At 59.1% G+C, this 20,696-nt stretch carries 19 protein-coding genes; 7 read left to right on the forward strand and 12 right to left on the reverse strand.

What is annotated here, in order from left to right; genetic code table 11:
* Window positions 1–126: 126 nt before the first annotated feature.
* From C2E19_RS22165 to C2E19_RS22175, 3 genes are all read right to left on the reverse strand, one after another.
* Window positions 127–1,473 carry an ATP-binding protein gene (locus C2E19_RS22165; RefSeq protein WP_129395091.1) on the reverse strand — a complete coding sequence of 449 codons (1,347 nt, stop codon included), beginning with the start codon at window positions 1,471–1,473 and terminating at the stop codon, window positions 127–129.
* Window positions 1,470–2,147 carry a response regulator transcription factor gene (locus tag C2E19_RS22170; RefSeq protein WP_008079190.1) on the reverse strand — a complete coding sequence of 226 codons (678 nt, stop codon included), beginning with the start codon at window positions 2,145–2,147 and terminating at the stop codon, window positions 1,470–1,472. The genes C2E19_RS22165 and C2E19_RS22170 overlap by 4 nt, the downstream gene beginning before the upstream one ends.
* 149 nt (window positions 2,148–2,296) lie before the next feature.
* Entirely contained in the window at window positions 2,297–2,902 is a 606-nt protein-coding gene (locus tag C2E19_RS22175) for a hypothetical protein (protein ID WP_129395092.1), read from the reverse strand.
* Window positions 2,903–3,046: 144 nt separating this feature from the next.
* Here C2E19_RS22175 and C2E19_RS22180 point away from each other — a divergent pair, with 144 nt between their 5' ends.
* Window positions 3,047–3,838: a dienelactone hydrolase family protein gene (locus C2E19_RS22180; protein WP_129395093.1), complete on the forward strand. Its 792-nt coding sequence runs from the start codon at window positions 3,047–3,049 to the stop codon at window positions 3,836–3,838.
* Window positions 3,839–3,988: 150 nt separating this feature from the next.
* The gene (locus C2E19_RS22185; protein ID WP_129395094.1) at window positions 3,989–4,714 is read left to right on the forward strand and encodes a 4'-phosphopantetheinyl transferase; all 726 of its coding nucleotides are present in this window, start codon (window positions 3,989–3,991) and stop codon (window positions 4,712–4,714) included.
* 117 nt (window positions 4,715–4,831) lie between these two features.
* On the opposite strand, the gene C2E19_RS22190 is transcribed toward C2E19_RS22185, so the two are convergent.
* Window positions 4,832–6,442 carry an ATP-binding protein gene (locus C2E19_RS22190; protein ID WP_129395095.1) on the reverse strand — a complete coding sequence of 537 codons (1,611 nt, stop codon included), beginning with the start codon at window positions 6,440–6,442 and terminating at the stop codon, window positions 4,832–4,834.
* On the reverse strand, window positions 6,439–7,161 hold the full coding sequence (locus tag C2E19_RS22195) for a response regulator (RefSeq protein ID WP_129395096.1): 723 nt from the start codon (window positions 7,159–7,161) through the stop codon (window positions 6,439–6,441). Before C2E19_RS22195 ends, C2E19_RS22190 begins: the two co-directional genes overlap by 4 nt.
* Window positions 7,162–8,003: 842 nt before the next feature.
* Between C2E19_RS22195 and C2E19_RS22200 the strand changes: the two genes are divergently transcribed.
* A complete protein-coding gene (locus C2E19_RS22200) occupies window positions 8,004–10,898 on the forward strand; it encodes a ribonucleoside-diphosphate reductase subunit alpha (protein WP_129395097.1) in 2,895 nt (964 codons plus the stop codon).
* 304 nt (window positions 10,899–11,202) lie between these two features.
* Here C2E19_RS22200 and flgE read toward each other — a convergent pair whose 3' ends face one another.
* From flgE to C2E19_RS22230, 6 genes are all read right to left on the reverse strand, one after another.
* Window positions 11,203–12,519 (reverse strand): flagellar hook protein FlgE, encoded by a 1,317-nt coding sequence (gene flgE / locus C2E19_RS22205; RefSeq protein ID WP_129395098.1) that lies wholly within the window; start codon window positions 12,517–12,519, stop codon window positions 11,203–11,205.
* A 30-nt stretch (window positions 12,520–12,549) separates the two neighbouring features.
* Window positions 12,550–13,278: a flagellar hook assembly protein FlgD gene (gene flgD / locus C2E19_RS22210; protein ID WP_129395099.1), complete on the reverse strand. Its 729-nt coding sequence runs from the start codon at window positions 13,276–13,278 to the stop codon at window positions 12,550–12,552.
* A gap of 15 nt (window positions 13,279–13,293) precedes the next feature.
* Entirely contained in the window at window positions 13,294–13,737 is a 444-nt protein-coding gene (flgC, locus tag C2E19_RS22215) for a flagellar basal body rod protein FlgC (RefSeq protein ID WP_003227217.1), read from the reverse strand.
* Between the two features lie 3 nt (window positions 13,738–13,740).
* On the reverse strand, window positions 13,741–14,148 hold the full coding sequence (gene flgB, locus C2E19_RS22220) for a flagellar basal body rod protein FlgB (RefSeq protein WP_129395100.1): 408 nt from the start codon (window positions 14,146–14,148) through the stop codon (window positions 13,741–13,743).
* A 367-nt stretch (window positions 14,149–14,515) separates the two neighbouring features.
* Window positions 14,516–15,343 (reverse strand): protein-glutamate O-methyltransferase CheR, encoded by an 828-nt coding sequence (gene cheR / locus C2E19_RS22225; RefSeq protein ID WP_129395101.1) that lies wholly within the window; start codon window positions 15,341–15,343, stop codon window positions 14,516–14,518.
* Window positions 15,344–15,389: 46 nt separating this feature from the next.
* Window positions 15,390–16,322, reverse strand: coding sequence for a chemotaxis protein CheV (locus C2E19_RS22230; protein WP_129395102.1), 933 nt, complete (start codon window positions 16,320–16,322; stop codon window positions 15,390–15,392).
* An 82-nt stretch (window positions 16,323–16,404) separates the two neighbouring features.
* On the opposite strand from C2E19_RS22230, the gene flgA reads away from it, so the two are divergent.
* The 4 genes from flgA (at window position 16,405) to C2E19_RS22250 (ending at window position 18,993) form a co-directional block, all read left to right on the forward strand.
* Window positions 16,405–17,166 carry a flagellar basal body P-ring formation chaperone FlgA gene (gene flgA / locus C2E19_RS22235; RefSeq protein WP_129395103.1) on the forward strand — a complete coding sequence of 254 codons (762 nt, stop codon included), beginning with the start codon at window positions 16,405–16,407 and terminating at the stop codon, window positions 17,164–17,166.
* Window positions 17,167–17,315: 149 nt separating this feature from the next.
* Complete coding sequence (flgM, locus tag C2E19_RS22240) at window positions 17,316–17,642, forward strand: flagellar biosynthesis anti-sigma factor FlgM (RefSeq protein ID WP_007960324.1); 327 nt, start codon at window positions 17,316–17,318, stop codon at window positions 17,640–17,642.
* A gap of 48 nt (window positions 17,643–17,690) precedes the next feature.
* Complete coding sequence (locus tag C2E19_RS22245; protein ID WP_127929418.1) at window positions 17,691–18,158, forward strand: flagella synthesis protein FlgN; 468 nt, start codon at window positions 17,691–17,693, stop codon at window positions 18,156–18,158.
* A gap of 88 nt (window positions 18,159–18,246) precedes the next feature.
* Window positions 18,247–18,993 (forward strand): flagellar brake protein, encoded by a 747-nt coding sequence (locus tag C2E19_RS22250; RefSeq protein WP_129395104.1) that lies wholly within the window; start codon window positions 18,247–18,249, stop codon window positions 18,991–18,993.
* Between the two features lie 291 nt (window positions 18,994–19,284).
* Here the strand turns inward: C2E19_RS22250 and C2E19_RS22255 are convergent, their stop codons facing one another.
* On the reverse strand, window positions 19,285–20,679 hold the full coding sequence (locus tag C2E19_RS22255; protein WP_129395105.1) for an MFS transporter: 1,395 nt from the start codon (window positions 20,677–20,679) through the stop codon (window positions 19,285–19,287).
* Window positions 20,680–20,696: the final 17 nt, after the last annotated feature.

Genomic DNA, 20,696 nt, shown 5'->3' on the forward strand with positions numbered 1-20,696 from the left:
CGCCGACCTGAACGCTCTCTACTGAATCCATAATCGACTGGCTATTTCAGGTCGATGTATAACGCCAGACACTTCGGTCGGTCCCCTCTACCTCTGGGAGAGGGTTAGGGTGAGGGCAGCTTTTAATCACACCGCCGGAAAATGAATCCGGAACGCCGCCCCGCCCATCGGTGAATCCCCCAGCGCCAGTTTGGCGCTGTAACTTTCGATGATGTCCTTGACCACCGCCAACCCGATCCCCTGCCCCGGATGCTGGGCATCCAGGCGTTCGCCGCGCTCGAGAATCCGCGCGCGCTGATCCGGCGGCACGCCTGGGCCGTCGTCTTCGATGCACAGCTCAATCCCGGCCAGAGATTCACGCACACTGATGCGCACTTCACCCAGACACAGGCGATAGGCGTTTTCCAGCAGGTTGCCCATCATCTCCAGCAAGGCGCCCTGCTCGATCGGCACATAGCAATGCTCGGGCAGATCAAACGCCACGCGCACACGTTTGTCGCGGTAGACCTTGTCCAGCGTGTCACAGAGGCTTTTCAGCACCGGTTGCAAACGCACCTGATGGCGCACCAGACCACTTTTACGCAAGCTCGCGCGTTGCAGTTGATAGCTGATCTGCTGGCTCATGCGCTCGATCTGACTTTGCAGCACCCACGCCTGATCGCGGTCTTCGGGGCGCTGGGCCATGTCTTCACTGACGCCTTGCAACACCGCCAACGGGGTTTTCAGGCTGTGCGCCAGATCATCGAGCGAGTCGCGATAACGGCTGCGCTGCTGGCGTTCGCTGAGCAGCAAACGGTTGAGCGAGCCGGTCAGGCGCAGCAGTTCACGCGGGTGTTGCTCGGTGAGGCTTTCGCGGGTGCCGCCTTCGATTTCGTCGAGTTCCTGACTGAGTTGGCGCAAGGCCTTGAGGCCCCAGGTCAGGCCGATCCACAACAGCGCCAGCAACACCAGCAAAGCTGCGCCAAACCCGAGGTAGAGGTTTTCGCGCAGGCCTTCGAGGGTGGTTTCGTACTCGCGCACCGGTTGCAGGGCGACGATGCTGAACGCCGCGCTTTTGCCGCCAAGCAGTTTGACTTCAACGTCGTAAACGAAGAATTCCTGACCGTTGACCTCGCGGATCCGCGCGAACTCGTTGCCGAGGCCGTCGTAGCGCGGTTTGTAATTGATCTGCTCTTCCTGGGTGGCTTTCGAGCGCCAGACCAGATGCCCTTCACGGTCGTAGATGTAGCCGAGCAGGCGGAAGTCAGTGAGGTTGAAACGCTCATCCGGCAACTGATTGGGCATCACCAGCCGGCCGTTTTCTATACGTGCGGCAGAGATCAGCGTGGTGACGTCCGAGGCCAGCCGCTGTTCGATCGAGTCCTGCAACGCGAGGCTGAACGCGCCCTGCATCGCCGGGAGCAAGGCGAGCATGAACAACACCGCCAACGTGGTGGCGGCGAGCATCAGCCGAACGCGTAACGAACGAATCAAGTGCAGCGCTCATTGAACAGATAACCGAGACCGCGCACGGTGTCGATCGGTTTGAACCCGGCCGGACCTTCGAGCTTGCGGCGCAGACGCCCGACCAACACTTCGATGACGTTTGGATCGCGCTCGTCGTCGTCCGGGTAGAGCTGCTCCATCAAGCGATCCTTGGGCACCACTTGTTGATGGTGGCGCATCAGGTATTCGAGGATGCGGTATTCGTAGGCGGTCAGCGCCAGCGGTTGTTCGTCGAGGGTCGCCTGTTTGCGATTGAGGTCGAGCAGCAGCGGGCCGGCGACGATGGTCGACTGGGTGAAACCGCTGGAGCGGCGCAGCAAGGCATTCAGGCGCGCGTCGAGCTCTTCGAACTGGAACGGCTTGACCACGTAGTCGTCGGCGCCGGCGGCGAGGCCTTCGACCTTGTCCTGCCAGTTGCCGCGCGCGGTGAGGATCAATATCGGGAAGGTCTTGCCGCCCGAGCGCAGCTGGCGAATCAGGTCGAGGCCGCCCATGCCCGGCAAGCCAAGATCGATCACCGCCAGGTCAAAGTTGAACTGCCCGGTCTGGTACAGCGCCTCTTCGGCATTGGCCACGGACTCGACCACGTGACCGCTTTCCGTCAGGCGGGTTTGCAGGTGATGGCGCAACAGCGCTTCATCTTCGACGACCAACAGTTTCATAACACTCTCCCGGGTAAATCAGCATCTCCAAAAACACACCTGTGGGAGCGAGCCTGCTCGCGAAGGCTATGTGTCAGTCGATAAATTGATCGACTGATTCACCGCTTTCGCGAGCAGGCTCGCTCCCACAATGATTTCGCTGTCGCTCCTTAGAAATAGTAGTTGGCCGACAGGTAAGTCTGCGCGCTGCTGGTCAAATCCAGCGAGCCTTGTTTGCTGCCACCGCTCTCTTTCATCTCGGTGCTGGCGTTGCTCATCAGGTAACGGTAACCGAGTTCGACCGAAGTGCTCTGCGAGACTTGCTGCAACACACCGAACTGGCCGCCGACGGCGTAACCGATGTCACTGTCGCGGCTGTAGCCTGGCGAATCCTGCGTCAATTTGGTCAAACCGGCCGTGGCGCCACCGAACAGCTTGGTGCTGCCGCCCACCGGATAGAACAGATCGTAGCTGCCCAGCAGGTTTTCCTGGCGCAGTTTAATGCCATTGTGCGAGCCCGACACATTATCGTAGGTGGCGTAGTAGCGACCCTGGCTGTTTTGCTGACCGAGGCGTACGCCGTAGGTGTTGTTGCCGTCGATGGCGCCGGTGGCATTCGGGTGACCGAGGTTGCCATTCAGTGCGCGGGACTTATCGATCTTGTCGCTGGTCTGGCCGAAAGTCAGGCCGGCGAAATTGGTGGTGTCGTCGGCGTTGGCCGCGATGCTGGAGCCTAACAGGGTAAATGCCAGCAGCAGTTTGTTAAAACGAGTCATGAGTATTTCCTCTTTCACAGTGCTGTTTGGGTATGGCGCAAGGTTACTGACCTGCCCCTGTACCTCCCCTGAACGCTCTCTGAACCTGACCTGAATCAAATCGACTAGGCTGTTTTGAACACTTTTCAATAAGGACACCCGACCATGCGCCTGTTCCTCGCCCTCACGTTGCTGGCGGTCAGCAGCCTCACCCAGGCTGCGATCAAGACTGAAGAAATCCCCTATCAGAGTGCCGACGGTACGAAACTGATCGGTTACTACGCCTATGACGACGCCATAAAAGGCGCGCGCCCCGGCGTGGTCGTGGTGCACGAATGGTGGGGCCTGAACGATTACGCCAAACGCCGCGCGCGCGATCTCGCCGGGCTCGGCTACAGCGCGCTGGCAATCGATATGTACGGCGAAGGCAAGAACACTGAACACCCGAAAGATGCGATGGCGTTCATGCAGGCGGCGACGGCGGACACGGCCGCCTCCAGCAAACGGTTTGACGCCGGGCTGAATTTGCTGAAGAAACAGCCACAGACCGACGTCAATAAAATCGCCGCTATCGGTTACTGCTTTGGCGGTGGCGTGGTGTTGAATGCGGCGCGTCAGGGTGAGCCGCTGGCCGGCGTGGTGAGTTTCCACGGTGCGCTGGCGACCAATACCCCGGCGACGCCTGGCAGCGTCAAGGCGAAAGTTCTGGTCGAGCATGGCGCGCTGGACAGCATGGTCACCCCGGCCAACGTCAGCGCATTCAAGGCGGAGATGGACAAGGCTGGCGTTGACTACACGTTCGTCAGCCTCGATGGCGCCAAGCACGGGTTTACCAATCCGGACGCCGATCGCCTGAGCCATGGCGACCACGGCGGTCCAGACATCGGTTACAACAAGGCGGCCGATGAAAAATCCTGGGCGGACATGAAAGCGTTCTTCCAGAAAATCTTTAGCTGATCAGCGACACCGCGGCGCGGCCTTCGCGAGCAGGCTCGCTCCCACAGGGGATCTTCTGGGTGACATAGATCCAGTGTGGGAGCGAGCCTGCTCGCGAAAGCTTCACCGCCAATCTCGACCTCGGCTCGACTAAACGGCAAAATGCCCGCCATGAATCTCACCCCCGCCCTGCCCGCCTGCTGCACCGCGCTCGACAGCCACTGGCCGTTACCGACGGTGTTGCCTGATACCGTGCTGCTCAGCACCCACTTCGATCCGGCTCAATTGCTGGGCGATGACTTTCGCCGAAGCGCCATCGAACCGCCGCCGAGCATTCAACGTTCGGTGGCCAAGCGACAGGCCGAGTTTCTCGCCGGACGTATCTGCGCCCGTGCAGCATTGCAGCAACTGGAAGGTTCGAGCGTGGTGCCGGCGATCGGTGAAGATCGCGCGCCGGTCTGGCCATCGCACATCTGCGGCTCGATCACCCACAGCACCGGGCGTGCGGCGGCGATTGTCGCCAACAAAGAGCATTGGCGCGGTTTGGGTATGGACCTGGAGAATATTCTCGGCAGCGAACGCGCCGAGCGTCTCGCCGGGGAAATTCTCACCCCGGCAGAAATGCAGCGCATGGCTGCCGGCTCGCCGGAGCAACTGGCACTTTGCGTGACGCTGACGTTTTCGGTGAAAGAGAGCTTGTTCAAGGCGCTGTACCCGATTGTGCAGCAGCGCTTTTATTTCGAGCACGCTGAAGTGCTGGAGTGGACTGAGGCGGGTCAGGTGCGCTTGCGGCTGCTGACGGATTTGTCTGCGCAGTGGAGCAACGGGACGGAGCTGGACGCGCAGTTTGGAGTGCAGGATGGGCAGTTGTTGAGTCTGGTCAGCATTAAAGCCTGAGGATTTTCGGCGCCTGTTCGGTCGCCTTCGCGAGCAAGCCCGCTCCCACATTTTGCAATGCATTCCCCTGTGGGAGCGGGCTTGCTCGCGAAGAAGCCAGCAAAACCACCACACCTCTCAACGGCGTTCCTGATTCCGCGGCCAACTCAGGCTGAAACACGCCCCACCCAAACTCTTGCTCTTGCCAATGATCGCCCGGCCGTCATGCCAGTGAATGATCCGCCGTACAATCGACAACCCCAGACCATGCCCGCCCGACGCGCGTGTGCGGCTGTCATCCAGACGCAGAAACGGCGTAAAGATCCGTTCCCACGCCACCTCCGGCACACCCGGGCCGTCATCTTCAACATCGACCCGGCAGCGCAACTGCCCGACCTGATAACTCACCGTCACGTTCGAGCGCGCATGACGCATCGCGTTGCTCACCAGGTTCTGCAACGCCCGGTGCAGATAACGCGGCTCGGCTTCGACCCAGGCATCGTCGTTATCTGCGGCAGACAAACACAAACCGCGCAGCACCGTGACCTCGGCGCGCAACGGCGCCAGCTCTTCGATCACCTGATTGACCAGCGCATCGAGGTCTATTCGCTGGAACGTCAGCGCCGGCGAGCCCTGCTCCAGTCGCGCATAGGTGAGCATTTCGTCGACCAGTTTATCGAGGTCTTCGATGTCGTGGTCCATGCCTTCGCGGTACTTCTCCAGCGCTTGCGGGGTGGTCGCCGAGCCGATCATCTCGAGGCCGAAACGCAGGCGCGCTACCGGCGTGCGTAACTCGTGCGACACCGCGCGCACCAGTTCACGCTGGATCGCCAGCAACTGCTGCAAGTGTTCGGCCATGCCGTTGAACGCCGAGGCCAGACGCCCGACCGAGTCGGCACCGCGCGCCGGCACGCGGGTTTCCAGACTGCCTTTGGCGATCCGCGTGGCCGCCGCTTCGAGGCCGCGCAAACGTCGTTCGAGCTGGCGCACCAATAGATAAACGATCAGGCCGATCAAGCTCAGCCCCAACGCAGCAATCAGCACCAGCCATTCCGGCGGGTACGGATTCATCTGGTACAGCGGGCCGATCTCAAGCACCCACGGCGTGCCGACCATGCCGGCAAACACGCGGATCGAGTCGCCGCCCTTGCCCAACGCCATCACCGTGTCGCCTTCTGCCACGCGACGGCTCTGGTCTTCGTCCATGTCGGCATCGTTCACCGTGACCAGCCGCAGGTCGAAACCAAAACCTTTTTCTTCCTTTATCTGCGCAAGACGTTTCGGCTGTTCGGAGACCGGCACGCGCACCAGCTCATCGGCCAGCAGATAAATAGTCGCGCGGGCCAACTGCTCACTGATCTGCTGCACCTCGCCCGTGAGAACAAGTTGTTCCTTGTCGCTGACCATTCGATAGACCTTGGCCGCGTGCGGCCCGGTCTGCTCGACCAGCGCCTGACCACGCTGCACGCGGGTGCGCTGGGACAGATCAAGATCGGTCTCGGAAATTTTCTTCAGCGCCAGCGGAATCCCCAGCAGACGTTCCCACACCAGCAGCGCGCGATGGCGCTCGGTCTCGTTCATCGGTTGCAGGTTGCCCGCCATCAGCGAAAACGTGCCGTGGGCCAGGCGCTCGCGGTATTGCTCGCTGCGCACCTGATTGAGCAGGTTCAACGCCAGTACGCCGAGCACCGCCACCAGAATCAGCGCTGCGCACATGCCGCCGTAGATGCGCAGGAAGATCGAATTCACAGCGACAGGTCTACGCAGGCTTCAGGGACGAACAGATAACCTTTGCTGCGAATGGTCTTGATCAGGCGCGGATGATCGGGATCGTCACCGATTTTCGGGCGGATCCGCGAGATGCGTACATCGATCGAGCGGTCCTGGCCGTCGTAGCCAATGCCGCGCAGGGCGGTGAAGATTTCTTCGCGCGAAAGAATCCGCCCGGCGTTGGACACCAGCAGCCAGAGCAGGTCGAATTCAGCGCTGGTCAACTCGATGCCGTTGTCGCTCAGCCAGGCTTCGCGCAGGGCGTTGTCGACCACCAACGGGCCGAATTGCAACCGGCGAGATTTTTCCGCGACCGGCTCGGCACTGTCACTGCGGCGCAGCAACGCCTGAATTCGCGCCAGCAGCAATCGTGGACGCACCGGTTTGCAGACGTAATCGTCGGCGCCGAGGTCGAGGCCCTGAATCTGGTCGGCATCGTCGGTGCGCGCGGTGAGCATCAGGATCGGCCCGTCGAATTGGTTGCGTACCTTGCGGCAAATGCTCAGGCCGTCTTCACCGGGCAACATCAGGTCGAGGATCACCAGATCCGGTTGTTCCTTGATGATGCGTGCCGCCGCCAGCGCGCCGTTGCCTTCGATGTCGACGCGCAGTCCATTGGCTTGCAGGTAGTCGCGCGTCAGTTCGGCCAGTCGCTGGTCATCCTCGACGATCAAAACCTGAAAGGCTTGTTGCTCCACCGGTGACCTCTGCTTTCTGTTTTTATTAATAAAGGATGGCCCAGACACACACGATCCCCTGTAGGAGCTGACGAGTGAAACGAGGCTGCGATCTTTTGATTTTTTTTCAAGATCAAAAGATCGCAGCCTTCGGCAGCTCCTACAGGGATCCTCCCGTCTTTTTGTCATGTTTCGGGAGGATAAGAATGCGTTCACATGGGCCGATTGTATAAACGGCGTACAGCCAGAACACAAGTCGGTAAATGCGTTCGGACACGGCGGTTTTTTGTGGTAGGGTTCGCGCCCTTAAAAATCCGCTGAAGCGTTTTTCCCGGTGAGAAATCGGTGACAAACGGTCTAGCTCAGCAGGTTCGCGGCCTACACGAGAATTCGACCTTTCTTACACAATTTACGCACAGGTTTATCCACAGGTAGTACGTTGCAACACCCCTCAAAACGCATTATCTTGTAGCACGGCGCAAAAAAAACCCTACATATAGGGTTTTCGACTCAAACGCCCAACCACATTTCAGACCTGAAACTCAAGCGATTTATTGCCGGTTTCCGGTTGAACCAAGCAAGTTTTCTGAAGCCCAAACCGCACTTGCGGATGGCACCGTTTTTTAGCTCGGAAACGACCGAAACGGTACGGGTGTTGCAGTCATTACTGTCACCCGGGATGGAACCAGGCTCGAGCCTTGGCTCGCAGCCAAAACTTCGGCAGGGACGCGGCGTCATTAGCCTTTTTCCTACTGGTCCGAAGTTGTTATGCCCGACGCCCGTCGGTTGTAGTGCTTCTGGCCAGAACGGTGGGCACCATGATGGTGCCCAAACAAACATAGAGAATGTGGAGATCACCCCCCATGCAAACCGACACAACTCGCGAGAACCCGCAGGGAACCTTGCCGCAGGCCGCCGATTCGACTTCGGATCTGGCAGCCACCGCGCCTGGTCAACTGCGCGTGATCAAGCGTAATGGCACTGTCGTTCCTTACACCGATGACAAGATCACCGTCGCTATCACCAAAGCGTTTCTCGCAGTTGAGGGCGGCACTGCTGCCGCTTCGTCGCGAATCCACGACACCGTTGCCCGCCTGACCGAACAAGTCACCGCGACCTTCAAGCGTCGCATGCCTTCGGGCGGCACCATCCACATCGAAGAAATCCAGGACCAGGTTGAACTGGCCCTGATGCGTGCCGGCGAGCAGAAAGTGGCGCGCGACTACGTGATCTACCGTGACGGCCGTTCGAAAGAACGCGCTGCCCACGCCCCGGCGGAAGAGGCGGTCAACGCTCACCCGTCGATCCGCATCACCCGTGCCGATGGCAGCCTGGCGCCGCTGGACATGGGCCGCCTGAACACCATCGTCACCGAAGCATGCGAAGGCCTGGCCGAAGTCGACGGCGACCTGATCCAGCGCGAAACCCTGAAAAACCTCTACGACGGCGTAGCGCTGACCGACGTCAACACCGCTCTGGTGATGACCGCGCGCACCCTGGTTGAGCGCGAGCCGAACTACTCGTTCGTGACCGCCCGCCTGCTGATGGACACCCTGCGTGCCGAAGGCCTGGGCTTCCTCGGTGTGGCCGAAAGCGCCACTCACCACGAAATGGTCGACCTGTACGCCAAGGCGCTGCCGGCCTACATCGCCAAAGGTATCGAGTTCGAACTGCTGAACCCTGTGCTGGCCTCCTTCGACCTGGAAAAACTGGGCAAGGCGATCAACCACGAGCGCGATCAGCAATTCACCTACCTGGGCCTGCAAACCCTGTACGACCGTTACTTCATCCACAAGGATGGCGTGCGTTTCGAACTGCCGCAGATCTTCTTCATGCGCGTGGCCATGGGCCTGGCGATCGAAGAGAAGAACAAAGAAGACCGTGCGATCGAGTTCTACAACCTGCTGTCGTCCTTCGACTACATGTCTTCGACGCCAACACTGTTCAACGCCGGTACTCTGCGTCCACAGCTGTCGAGCTGCTACCTGACCACCGTGCCGGATGACCTGTCGGGCATCTACCACGCGATCCACGACAACGCCATGTTGTCGAAATTCGCTGGCGGCCTGGGCAATGACTGGACGCCGGTGCGTGCACTGGGTTCGTACATCAAGGGCACCAACGGCAAGTCGCAAGGCGTGGTTCCGTTCCTCAAGGTAGTGAACGACACCGCTGTAGCCGTCAACCAGGGTGGCAAGCGCAAAGGCGCTGTTTGTGCCTACCTGGAAACCTGGCACATGGACATCGAAGAGTTCATCGAGCTGCGCAAGAACACCGGTGATGATCGTCGTCGTACCCACGACATGAACACCGCCAACTGGATTCCTGACCTGTTCATGAAGCGTGTCTTCGATGACGGCAAGTGGACCCTGTTCTCGCCATCCGAAGTTCCGGACCTGCACGACCTGACCGGTAAAGCCTTCGAAGAGCGCTACGAGTACTACGAAGCCCTGACCGAATACCCGGGCAAGGTCAAACTGTTCAAGACCATCCAGGCCAAAGACCTGTGGCGCAAAATGCTTTCCATGCTGTTTGAAACCGGCCACCCATGGCTGACTTTCAAAGACCCGTGCAACCTGCGCAGCCCGCAGCAGCACGTCGGCGTGGTTCACAGCTCGAACCTGTGCACCGAAATCACCTTGAACACCAACAAGGACGAGATCGCCGTTTGCAACCTGGGCTCGATCAACCTGCCGAACCACATCGTCAACGGCAAGCTGGACACCGCCAAGCTGGAACGCACCGTGAACACCGCAGTACGCATGCTCGATAACGTTATCGACATCAACTACTACTCGGTGCCACAAGCGAAGAACTCCAACTTCAAGCACCGTCCGGTCGGTCTGGGCATCATGGGCTTCCAGGACGCGCTGTACCTGCAGCACATCCCTTACGGTTCCGACGCTGCCGTCGAGTTCGCCGACAAGTCGATGGAAGCGGTCAGCTACTACGCGATCCAGGCTTCCTGCGACCTGGCTGATGAGCGCGGTGCGTACGAGACGTTCCAGGGTTCGCTGTGGTCCAAAGGCATCCTGCCGCTGGATTCGCAACAGATCCTGATCGAGCAGCGTGGCCAGAAGTACATCGATGTCGACCTGAACGAATCCCTCGACTGGGCACCGGTTCGCGCCCGTGTACAGAAAGGCATTCGTAACTCGAACATCATGGCCATCGCACCGACCGCGACCATCGCCAACATCACTGGCGTATCGCAGTCGATCGAACCGACTTATCAGAACCTGTATGTGAAATCGAACCTGTCGGGCGAATTCACCGTGATCAACCCGTACCTGGTTCGCGACCTCAAGGCTCGCGGTCTGTGGGACTCGGTCATGATCAACGACCTGAAGTACTACGACGGTTCGGTTCAGCAGATCGAGCGCATCCCGCAAGAACTCAAAGAGCTCTACGCGACCGCGTTCGAAGTGGACACCAAGTGGATCGTTGACGCGGCCAGCCGTCGTCAGAAGTGGATCGACCAGGCCCAATCGCTGAACCTGTACATCGCTGGTGCATCGGGCAAGAAGCTCGACGTGACCTACCGCATGGCCTGGTACCGTGGTCTGAAAACCACTTACTACCTCCGTGCCCTGGCCGCGACCAGCACCGAGAAGTCGACCATCAACACCGGCAAGCTGAACGCTGTATCCAGCGGCGGCAACCACGGCGACGATTCGGTTCTGGCAGCTCCTGCCGGTCCGGCGCCAGTGCCAAAGGCTTGCGCCATTGACGAGCCGGATTGCGAAGCTTGCCAATAAGCTGAGCTGAGTCAGGCGTTGCGAGACGCCTGAACGAAAAAGCCCCTGACAGGCCTCTGGTTTGTCGGGGTTTTTTTTGCCTGAGTGTTGAGCCGGGGAGAAATGGGCCGGCTTTCAGGACGCCATCGCGGGCAGGCTCAGCCCCTAAAAGATCAGGATCGGGATCGGAATCAAAAGATCGCAGCCTGCGGCAGCTCCTACATGGAATTCGAGCAGTGCTCCTCACCACTCAACAGGACGAACCCAAGCCCCACAAAAAAGCCCCTCTAAAAAGAGGGGCTCCTTTACACATCTCAAACCAGCATCAAGTCATCTGAATGATGGTTTGCATGATGGTGCTCTGAGTGGAAATGGTCTTGGCGTTCGCCTGATAGTTGCTCTGGCCCTTGATCAGGTCTACCAGCTCATTGGTCAGGTTAACGTTCGACTCTTCCAGCGAGTTGGAAGCGATCGAACCCAAGGTACCGGTTTCCGGTGCGTCGTAGCCCGGGATACCCGAAGCGAACGTCTCTTTCCAGCTGGTACCACCGATTGCCTGCAGGCCTTGTTCGTTGGTGAAGCTGGCCAGTGCAACCTGGCCGATGGCCTTGCTCTGGTTGTTGCTGAAGTTGGCGAACAGGGTACCGGTGCCGTCGATGGTCAGGTTGGTGATCTGGCCAGTCGCGTAACCGTCCTGAGTCGGGATCGAACGCGCGGTGTCAGCGTTGTACTGAGTGGTACTGGCCATCGAAATGGTGATGCCGGCAGGGTTGGCAGCTGCACCGTTAGCCTTGAAGGTACCGTTGACCACGTTACCTGGCACCCAGCCAGTGATTTTCAGGTCACTGCTGATCACCGGACCCGGCAGAGTGCTGACCTGCGTCAGCTTGCCCGCGGAGTCAAAGCTCATGGTCGAAGCGACTGGCGCGGTGGTTTTCGGATCGCTGCCGGTAGCGTCCGGGTTACGGCCGTCTACCAGGGTGTAGACCTTCCAAGTGTTGGCACCGGTCTTGACCACGTACTGATCCATCGGGTGCATGTTGCCCTGACTGTCATAGATCGGCGTGCTGAACGACTTGGTGTAGGTCGCGAGGTTGGTCGGGTCGAATTTGCCGGCAGCCACTGTGTCGTCGATCACCGGAGCGGTCGAGTTCAGGTTGATGGTCGACGTCACCAGAGAGGTGGACTTCGGCGCCAGGTTCGAAGTGTCGATCTTCAGGTCGGTCAGTACGCCGTTGATGATCTTGCCGTTGGCATCCACACCGTAGCCTTGCAGACGCGAGGTGTAATCGGTGTTGGTGATGTAACCGGCGTTGTCGACCTTGAACGTACCGGCACGGGTGTAGGACACCGAGCCGTTGTTGCTCATGGTGAAGAAACCGGAGCCGTTGATGCCCATGTCCAACACGTTACCGGTGTTGTTGATGTCACCCTGGGTGAACTGCTGGGAAACGTTGGCCAGGCGCACGCCGTTGCCGATCACTTTGCTGCCGCTGCCCAGACGAGTCGCCGAGTAGACGTCTTCGAATTCTGCGCGCGAGGATTTGAAACCGGTGGTCGCGACGTTGGCGATGTTGTTGCCGGTCACGTCCAGTTGTTTGTTGGCTGCATAGAGACCGCTAAGGCCGATATTGAAAGACATATTCCACTCCTTTGTGCCGGTTAGTCGGCTCTATATACCAATGGTTTGTACTTTGGACAGGGCAACGGTGCCCTTGCCGGACAGGTTGAGCATCAGCTCGCCACCGGTCTGGCTGATCGTCACGCTGTTGACGGTCGCTGGCAGGTAAGTCGCCAGGTCTGTCGCGGTGCCGTTGATCGATGCGTTGGCCTTGAAGGTGTAAGTACCGACGGGCACCACGTTGCCGGACGCATCTTTGCCGTCCCAGGTGAAGCTGGCACTGCCGGCAGCGCGGCTGCCCAGATCAATGCTGCGCACGGTCGCGCCGCTGCTGTCGGTGATGGTCACCGTGCCGCCGGCAATCGACGCAGGCACAGTCGCCGAACCGGTCAGGCCTTTGCTCGGGTCGTCGAGCTGGGCGGTGTTGGTCTGCACAATCACGTTGCGGCCAACCAGTGACGATGCCTGCAAGGCTTGCGACGAGTTGTAGTTGCCGGCCAGCGAGCTGACGGTGCTGTTGAGCGTGGTGATGCCTTCCAGGCTGCTGAACTGCGCCAACTGGGCAACGAATGCGCTGTTGTCCTGCGGATCGAGCGGGTTCTGGTTTTTCAGCTGGGTAACCAGCAGTTGCAGGAACGCATCCTTGCCCAGTGCCTGACCGCCAGTGGCGCTGTTGGTCGCCGAAGCGATGCCGCCGGTGGTCGAACTGCTGGCCTTCTTCGATGAGTTGGCCAGAATGTCGTTCATGCTCAGGGAGCTGGTGGTATCGGAAACACTCATGGCATTCGCCCCTTATTACTGACCGAGGGTCAGTACCTTCTGCATCATGGTTTTCGCGGTGTTCATCATTTCGGCGTTGGTCTGGAAGGACCGGCTCGCGGAAATCATGTCAGCCATTTCTTCAACCACGTTGACGTTCGGGTAGTAGACGTAGCCTTTGGCATCAGCGGCCGGATGGTTCGGCTCGTAGCGCGCTTCGAGGTTGCTCTGGTCTTCGACCACGCCCAACACCTGTACGCCTTGACCTGCGGCATCCTGGCTCTGGAACAGCGAGTTGCTGCCGCTGTTCTGACCGCCCTGGAACATGGTGGCGAATACCGGGTGACGGGCGCGATAGGTCTGGTCGATGCTCGACGAAACGGTTTCGGCGTTGGCGATGTTCGAAGCCACGGTGTTCAGACGCGTGGTTTGTGCGCTCATGCCGCTGCCGGCAATGTTGAAAACGCTGGACAGGGACATGGATTACTCTCCGCGCAGGGCTGACACCAGCCCTTTGAATTTGCTGTTGAGCAGCGTGAAGCTGGCCTGGAAGCCGACGGCGTTTTCCGCGTAGTTCGACTGTTCCAGTTGGGCGTCCACGGTGTTCTGGTCGATCGACGGTTGCATCGGCGTGCGATACAGCAACGATTCGTCGCCATTGCCCACGCCTTCAGCTTCGATGTGACGGCTGTTGGTCATGTTCAGGGCGATGGTGCCGTTGGCGTTCTTCTGGGTCTGTGCTTCAAGCACTTTGGAGAAGTCCAGATCCCGAGCCTTGTAGTTCGGGGTATCGGCGTTGGCGATGTTGTTGGCCAGGACTTCGGCACGCTGGGCGCGGAAGCCCAAGGCTTTTTCGTGAATTCCGAGCGCTTTATCGAAGCTGATGCTCATGTCGGGACCTTCAGGTGACCGGTTTTTCGTAACTGAGCTTTAGCAAGCCGCGTGCCAATGCGAAAAAACCCCGTAAACCGGGGCTTTGCGAGGAGCCGGCAAAGCGGCAATGCCAGAAAAGCGGCAACCGGTTTCCGCCGAATGCCGCTTTTCTGCCGCTTGCCGTCCCATCACTATCACCGCCGGACAACTGTGGGAGCGAGCCTGCTCGCGAAGGCGGCGTGTCAGTCGCCAACTGTCTTACCGACAGACCGCTTTCGCGAGCAGGCTCGCTCCCACAGGGGGTTGTGGTGGTTTGGGAGATAATTCAGGCATAAAAAAACGGCAGGCCTTTGCGGGCCTGCCGTTTTTTGTGTTGCCGATGCAATCATTTCGCTTGGTAAATGATCCCCGGGCTGCACTGCACCATCTGATAATGGTCCGGCAAACCGTTCAGCGCTTCGGAAGCGCCAAGGAACAGATAACCGCCCGGCTTCAACGTGCTGTGAATGCGCAACAGGATGTCTTTCTTCACTTCGGCAGAGAAGTAGATCAACACGTTACGGCAAAACACGATGTCGAACTTGCCCAGCGCTGCATAGCTGTCGAGCAGGTTGAACGAGCGGAACTCCACACGGTTCTTGATCGGCGCCTTGATCACCCAGCGACCCGGCCCTTTCGGGTCGAAGTAACGCTGCAGACGTTCCGGCGACAAACCGCGACCGATCGCCAGGCTGTCGTACTCGCCGGTCTTGCAGTTGTTGAGCATGAGGCCGGACAGATCAGTGGCAACGATCTGCACGCCCATTTTCAACTGACCGAGGTTGGTCCGCTCGAACTCGTCGATCGACATCGACAGCGAGTACGGTTCCTGGCCCGACGAGCACGCCGCCGACCAGATCCGCAGACGCTGGTTGGGGCTGGCCTTGATCGCTTCAGGCAGGACCTTGTTCTTCAAGACTTCAAACGGATAGGTGTCCCGAAACCACAAGGTTTCGTTGGTCGTCATGGCATCGACCACTTGCTCGCGCAAACCGCTGCGCGGCTGGGTCTGGATGCGCTGGACCAGCTCACCCAGGGATTTGATGCCTTGCTGCTCCATCAGTTTGTTGAGACGGCTCGAGACCAGGTACTGCTTGTTTTCACCGAGCAAAATGCCACAGGCTTTTTCCAGGAAGACCCGGAACTGTTCGAAATCCAAATTACCCGTAGACAATGATGCCGCCTCTTAAATCGTGTTGACCGCCAAGGGCAAAACGCCCTTAGCTGATATCTGCTGCTTTGATCCGGTCGACTACCCGGGATGCCAGGTCATCAGGACGGAATTTGGCCAGGAAGTCATCGGCACCGACTTTCTTGACCATCGCCTGATTGAATACCCCGGACAACGAAGTATGCAGGATGATATGAAGCTTTTGCATGCGTGGATCAGCGCGGATTTCCGCCGTCAGGGTGTACCCGTCCATCTCCGGCATCTCGATGTCGGAGATCATCATCAGGAACTCTTCTTCCGGCTTCTTGCCCTCATCGACCAGCTTGCGCAGGTAATCCAGCGCCTGCTTGCCGTCGTTCAGCGCCACCACTTCGACACCGATCGTCTGCAGGCAACGCGTGACCTGTTTGCGCGCCACCGACGAGTCATCGACCGTCAAGACCCGCAGCGACAACGCTTTGGTCTGGGTCTCGACATCGACCACACCCACCGAAATCGCTTCCGGTGTCGGCGCAACTTCCGCCAGCACTTTCTCGACGTCGATGATTTCGACTAACTGATTGTCCACCCGAGTCACAGCGGTCAGGTAATGATCGCGACCCGTGCCCTTGGGCGGCGGATGAATCTCTTCCCAGTTCATGTTGACGATGCGCTCCACCGAGCGAACCAGGAAACCCTGGGTCTTGGTGTTGTACTCCGTGATGATCACGAACGGGTTTTTCTTGTCTTTCAACGCTCCGGAACCGGTCGCCATTGCCAGATCGAGGATCGGAATGGTTGCCCCCCGGATATTTGCCACCCCGCACACGACAGGACTGGACTTGGGCATCAACGTCAGCGACGGGCACTGCAACACTTCCCGCACCTTGAACACGTTGATTCCGTAGAGCTGCTGACCGTCGAGACGGAACAACAACAGCTCCAGGCGATTCTGCCCCACCAGTTGCGTGCGCTGGTTCACCGAATCCATTACACCAGCCATGCCCAGACTCCTACACCAACGCCAAGTGTTGTTGCGACGCACATTCATTGCTAAACGGCACGGCGCTTGCTTTTTAACTCGTATGAACGCTCAAACGACATTTTTCCGACACCTGACATCCCGCACTCGCAAAAGCCTGTGCGCGATGTCTGCCGTCTGCTTCTTCTTCGCTGGCAGCCCTGCCGTTGCTGATACGGTTACCTTGCCTGACATGCTTATCGGCGTCACTCAGGGCTTTCTTGAGTTCACCGTAGAAGACTATCTGGCTACCAGTCAAACCGAAGGCCGCTACGAAATCGAGGTCAAGCAGCTCGATCCACGCATGCGCATGCCTATGTGCGACAAGGAATTGACAGCCTCGCTGGAGAGTCCGGCACGCCCATTGGGCCGGGTAACCGTCAAGGTTCGCTGTGAGGGCGCATCGCCCTGGACGGTCTTCGTGCCCGCTCAAGTCCGCCTGTTTCGCGAGATTGTGACGACCACCCGCCCGCTCAAGCGCGCCGGCATAATCGAGCCGCAGGACGTGACCTTGCGTGAGCGTGACGTCAGTGTGATCAATCAAGGCTTCCTGACCTCGGTAGACGAAGCGATCGGGCAGAAATTAACCCGACCAACGGTAGCCGATCAGGTGATTACCCTGGTTCATCTGGAGCAGGCGGAAGTTGTGCGCAAAGGTGATCAGGTGGTCATTACCGCCCGCAGCGGCACGCTCGCCGTGCGCATGCCCGGTGAAGCCCTGGCCAATGGCGGTTTGAAAGAACAGATCCGCGTGAAAAACCTCAACTCGCAACGGGTCATCAAGGCGCAAGTCATCGCGCCGGGCCAAGTGGAAGTGGCGATGTAGAAAACTGGCGCTGACCACGGCTGTTCCCTAAACTGTGCCGCAGCAGGACACGCGTCGGCGCATGCAAGGCCCATTGGTAAATGTGCCTAAAGTTTTCCAGGGGATGGCCGAAAACATGGCAAGCGTCCAAATTCCCAGAGGTTTTTAACATGGTCATCGATTTCAGCCGTTTGAACAGCTCCTCGTCACTTACGGGCAGTACACGTACCAGCAACGCCAAGGAAACCGCCGAAACCGGCACCTCCGCGCCGCTGAATACCCCGGCCGAACAGGCCAGTACCGCAAAAAGCGGGGAATCGGTACACCTCAGCAATGAGGCTCAACAGTTGCAGAAGGTCACTGACAAGCTGCGCGATCAGCCTGCTGTCGACAAAGCCCGTGTGGCCGAGTTGAAAGCGGCGATTGCCGATGGCAGCTACAAAGTCGACAGCAACCGTGTAGCCAGCAAACTGCTCAACTTCGAAGCCCAGCGCTAGGCTTTTGCCGGCGCGAGGCTTTTGGACGCTTAACACCCAAGGCCAGCCATGCACGACACTAATTTATTGCAACTGATCAACGACGACTTTGCTCCAGCTCAACAATTGCTGGAGTTGTTGCAAACCGAATCCCTCGCGTTGCACGGTCGCGACATGCCGTTGCTGGAAGAAATTCTGGCGCACAAACAGGCATTGATCATTCTGCTTGAACAGCATGGCCGCAAGCGCAGCGAAATCCTCGCCAGCCTCAACCTGCCGACTGATCGTTCAGGTCTTGAGCAACTGGCAGGCCAGTCGAGCATTGGCGATCAATTGCTCAGCCAGGGCGATGCCCTGACCGATCTGATCGCTCAATGCCAGGCTGCCAACGTCAAAAATGGCCAGTCCATTCAGATCCAGCAGGCCGCCACGGCCAATCAGCTGAAGATCCTCACCGGTGGTGAAGCGCCAGCGTTGTATAACGCCAGCGGTACTTTTGCCAAACCCGCCGTACCGCGTCCGCTCAGCCAGGCATGAGTCGTTGATGCGCCAGCTCTATCAACCCGCGAAACATGCTGGCAAAATGCTGGCTAGTCGTCATATTTTGTCTGGAGATTGATAAACCGTGTCCAACGCCCTCAGCGCGGATGATGCTCCGCAGCCCCCTAAGGTGCTCACCACGCCACTGGAAATCTCCAGCAACCTGCGTCAGCTGCAAGACAGCCATGATCCGCTGATTATCACGTTCCACGAACGCAGCCAGCGTTTTCAGAGCTACCTGATCAAAGTCGACCGCGACAGCGCAACGATCGCCCTCGACGAAATGATCCCGCGCGATGGCGAGCGTTTCCTGCTGGCCGGCGAGCCGTTCAAGGTTGAAGGTTTTCACGAAGGTGTGCGTATCGCCTGGGATTGCACCGGCACGCTGAACATCGAAGAGTCCGACGGCGACCGCTTCTACACCGGTGACTTGCCGACCGAGGTGGTTTACCACCAGCGCCGCAACGCCTTCCGCGCGGCGCTGAAACTCACCGATCTGGTCAGTGTTGAACTGGGTGGCGAAAAGCTCAAGGCGCCGATCAACGGCAAATTGCTGGATATCTCCGCAACCGGCTGCAAGCTACGGTTCGAAGGCGACATCACTGACCGCCTGCAACTGGGCCAGGTCTACGACCGCCTGATCGCCCCGCCGCTGTTCGGCAATCAGCCGACCGCCGTCGAACTGCGTTACCTGCACTTCGAAGAAAAACTTAACATCACCTTCGCCGGCCTGCGCTTCCATAACATCAGTGGCCCGGCCGCACGCAACGTTGAACGCTTCGTTTATCAATTGCAGCGTGAAGCACGGCGCTTCGATAAAGACGATATGTGATTTGTTTGCGTAAACAAGAAGGGCAGTCCTTGGCGGGACTGCCCTTTTTTGTGCCTGCGGAAAAACTCTAGGCAGGAGATCCTTGTGGCGAGGGGATTTATCCCCGATGGGCTGCGAAGCGGCCCCAATTACTGACCGGGAATTTTTCCTGACAGACCGCATTGAATGGCTTGGCGGCTGCTGCGCAACCGATCGGGGATAAATCCCCTCGCCACAGATAGTCTGTCCACTACAAAGACTCTGTTTACTTCAGAGCTATCTGCTGACTACTGATGACTGTATCGCCAGATATTATGGCCTGCCACCGCTGATGTCCGGGGTCGGCTTATCGCTGCCATCATCCGGCTCACCCTCTGACACTGGTTCGGGTTGCACTTCAGGTTCTGGATCAAGTTGCGGTCCTGGTTCTGGCTCGGGCGTAACCGTCGTCTGCATCTGCTCCTGCACCACGTGCTCGTCGACCCTAGGGTCAAGGGCTGCCACCAACGGCGAACTGGACATGCTGTCGGGCATTGCTACGTGATGCAGCGGTGCGTCGTCGACTTGATGCAGATTGGTCACGGCTTTCGGGCGGATCCGCCACACCAGCACCAGCGCGAAGAAGCTGAAGAACGCATACAGGCTCTGGCTGCCAAACAGCTTCATCAGCACACCGGCGAGCAGCGGCCCGATGCTGGCGCCGACACCGTAAGTCACCAATAGCATCGCGGTCAGCGACACCCGACGATCACCTTCGACGTGGTCATTGGAGAACGCCACCGCCAGCGGGTACAGACAGAACTGCACCAGCGAACACATGAACCCGACGACGAACAAAACCTCCAGCGGCACCTGCGGCAGGATTGCCAGCGGCAACGCTGCCACCGCGAGGAACCCGGCAAAGCAGCGGATCAACAACGCCCGGTCGTAGCGGTCGGATAACCAGCCCAGCGGCCACTGCACCAGCAATCCGGCAAAAATGCAGCTACCCATGAACAGACCGACCTGCTCGGTCGACAGGCCCTGCTGAGACGCATACAGCGGTGCCAGACCATAGAACGAGCCGATGATCAAACCGGCACCGAGCACCGTACTCAGCGACTGTGGCACGCGCTTGATAAAGAAGCGCGGCTCCATCGGTGCAGGGTGCAGCGGCGCCGGGTGAATGCGTCGGGTCAAAGCCACCGGCACCAGACACAGCGCAAAGCACAGGGCCACCAGCATCAGCAACTCGAGACCGAGGCCCGGGTGCATCACCAGAATCAACTGACCCAGCACCAGGCCAAGATACGAAGCAATCATGTAGCCGCTGAACACCAGGCCGCGCTGATTGGCCTCGGCCTGCTCGTTGAGCCAGCTCTCGATCACCATGTATTGGCACATCATGCCCAGGCCGACGATGGTCCGCAGCACCAGCCACGCCGGCAGCCAATCGACCAGGCCATGGCCAAGCACCGCCGCGCCGACAATCCCGGCACACGCCGAATACGCACGGATATGCCCGACGCGGGCGATCAGCCGGTGGCCGATCTTGCCGCCCAGCACCAGGCCGAAATAGTTGCAGGCCATCAACGCACCGACCCACAGCCCATCGACATGGTCAGCGGCCAGGCGCAAGGCCAGATAAGTAGATAGAAGGCCCGAGCCGATCAACATCATCAGCGAGGCGAAATACAGCGCTCGAAAGGATTTCCAGATTTGGCGCATCGGCGTTCCGAGCGGCT

The organism is Pseudomonas sp. DTU12.3, from assembly GCF_004124275.1.
GTDB classification, from domain to species: Bacteria; Pseudomonadota; Gammaproteobacteria; order Pseudomonadales; family Pseudomonadaceae; genus Aquipseudomonas; species Aquipseudomonas helmanticensis.

Bases quoted from the DNA above. Each gene is read 5' to 3' on its own strand.
- C2E19_RS22175 (WP_129395092.1), bottom strand. From the start codon at position 2,902: ATGACTCGTTTTAACAAACTGCTGCTGGCATTTACCCTGTTAGGCTCC.
- flgB (WP_129395100.1), bottom strand. From the start codon at position 14,148: ATGAGCATCAGCTTCGATAAAGCGCTCGGAATTCACGAAAAAGCCTTG.
- flgM (WP_007960324.1), top strand. From the start codon at position 17,316: ATGGTCATCGATTTCAGCCGTTTGAACAGCTCCTCGTCACTTACGGGC.
- C2E19_RS22255 (WP_129395105.1), bottom strand. From the start codon at position 20,679: ATGCGCCAAATCTGGAAATCCTTTCGAGCGCTGTATTTCGCCTCGCTG.
- flgA (WP_129395103.1), top strand. From the start codon at position 16,405: ATGAACGCTCAAACGACATTTTTCCGACACCTGACATCCCGCACTCGC.
- C2E19_RS22180 (WP_129395093.1), top strand. From the start codon at position 3,047: ATGCGCCTGTTCCTCGCCCTCACGTTGCTGGCGGTCAGCAGCCTCACC.
- C2E19_RS22200 (WP_129395097.1), top strand. From the start codon at position 8,004: ATGCAAACCGACACAACTCGCGAGAACCCGCAGGGAACCTTGCCGCAG.
- C2E19_RS22170 (WP_008079190.1), bottom strand. From the start codon at position 2,147: ATGAAACTGTTGGTCGTCGAAGATGAAGCGCTGTTGCGCCATCACCTG.
- flgE (WP_129395098.1), bottom strand. From the start codon at position 12,519: ATGTCTTTCAATATCGGCCTTAGCGGTCTCTATGCAGCCAACAAACAA.
- C2E19_RS22185 (WP_129395094.1), top strand. From the start codon at position 3,989: ATGAATCTCACCCCCGCCCTGCCCGCCTGCTGCACCGCGCTCGACAGC.
- flgC (WP_003227217.1), bottom strand. From the start codon at position 13,737: ATGTCCCTGTCCAGCGTTTTCAACATTGCCGGCAGCGGCATGAGCGCA.
- flgD (WP_129395099.1), bottom strand. From the start codon at position 13,278: ATGAGTGTTTCCGATACCACCAGCTCCCTGAGCATGAACGACATTCTG.
- C2E19_RS22230 (WP_129395102.1), bottom strand. From the start codon at position 16,322: ATGGCTGGTGTAATGGATTCGGTGAACCAGCGCACGCAACTGGTGGGG.
- C2E19_RS22245 (WP_127929418.1), top strand. From the start codon at position 17,691: ATGCACGACACTAATTTATTGCAACTGATCAACGACGACTTTGCTCCA.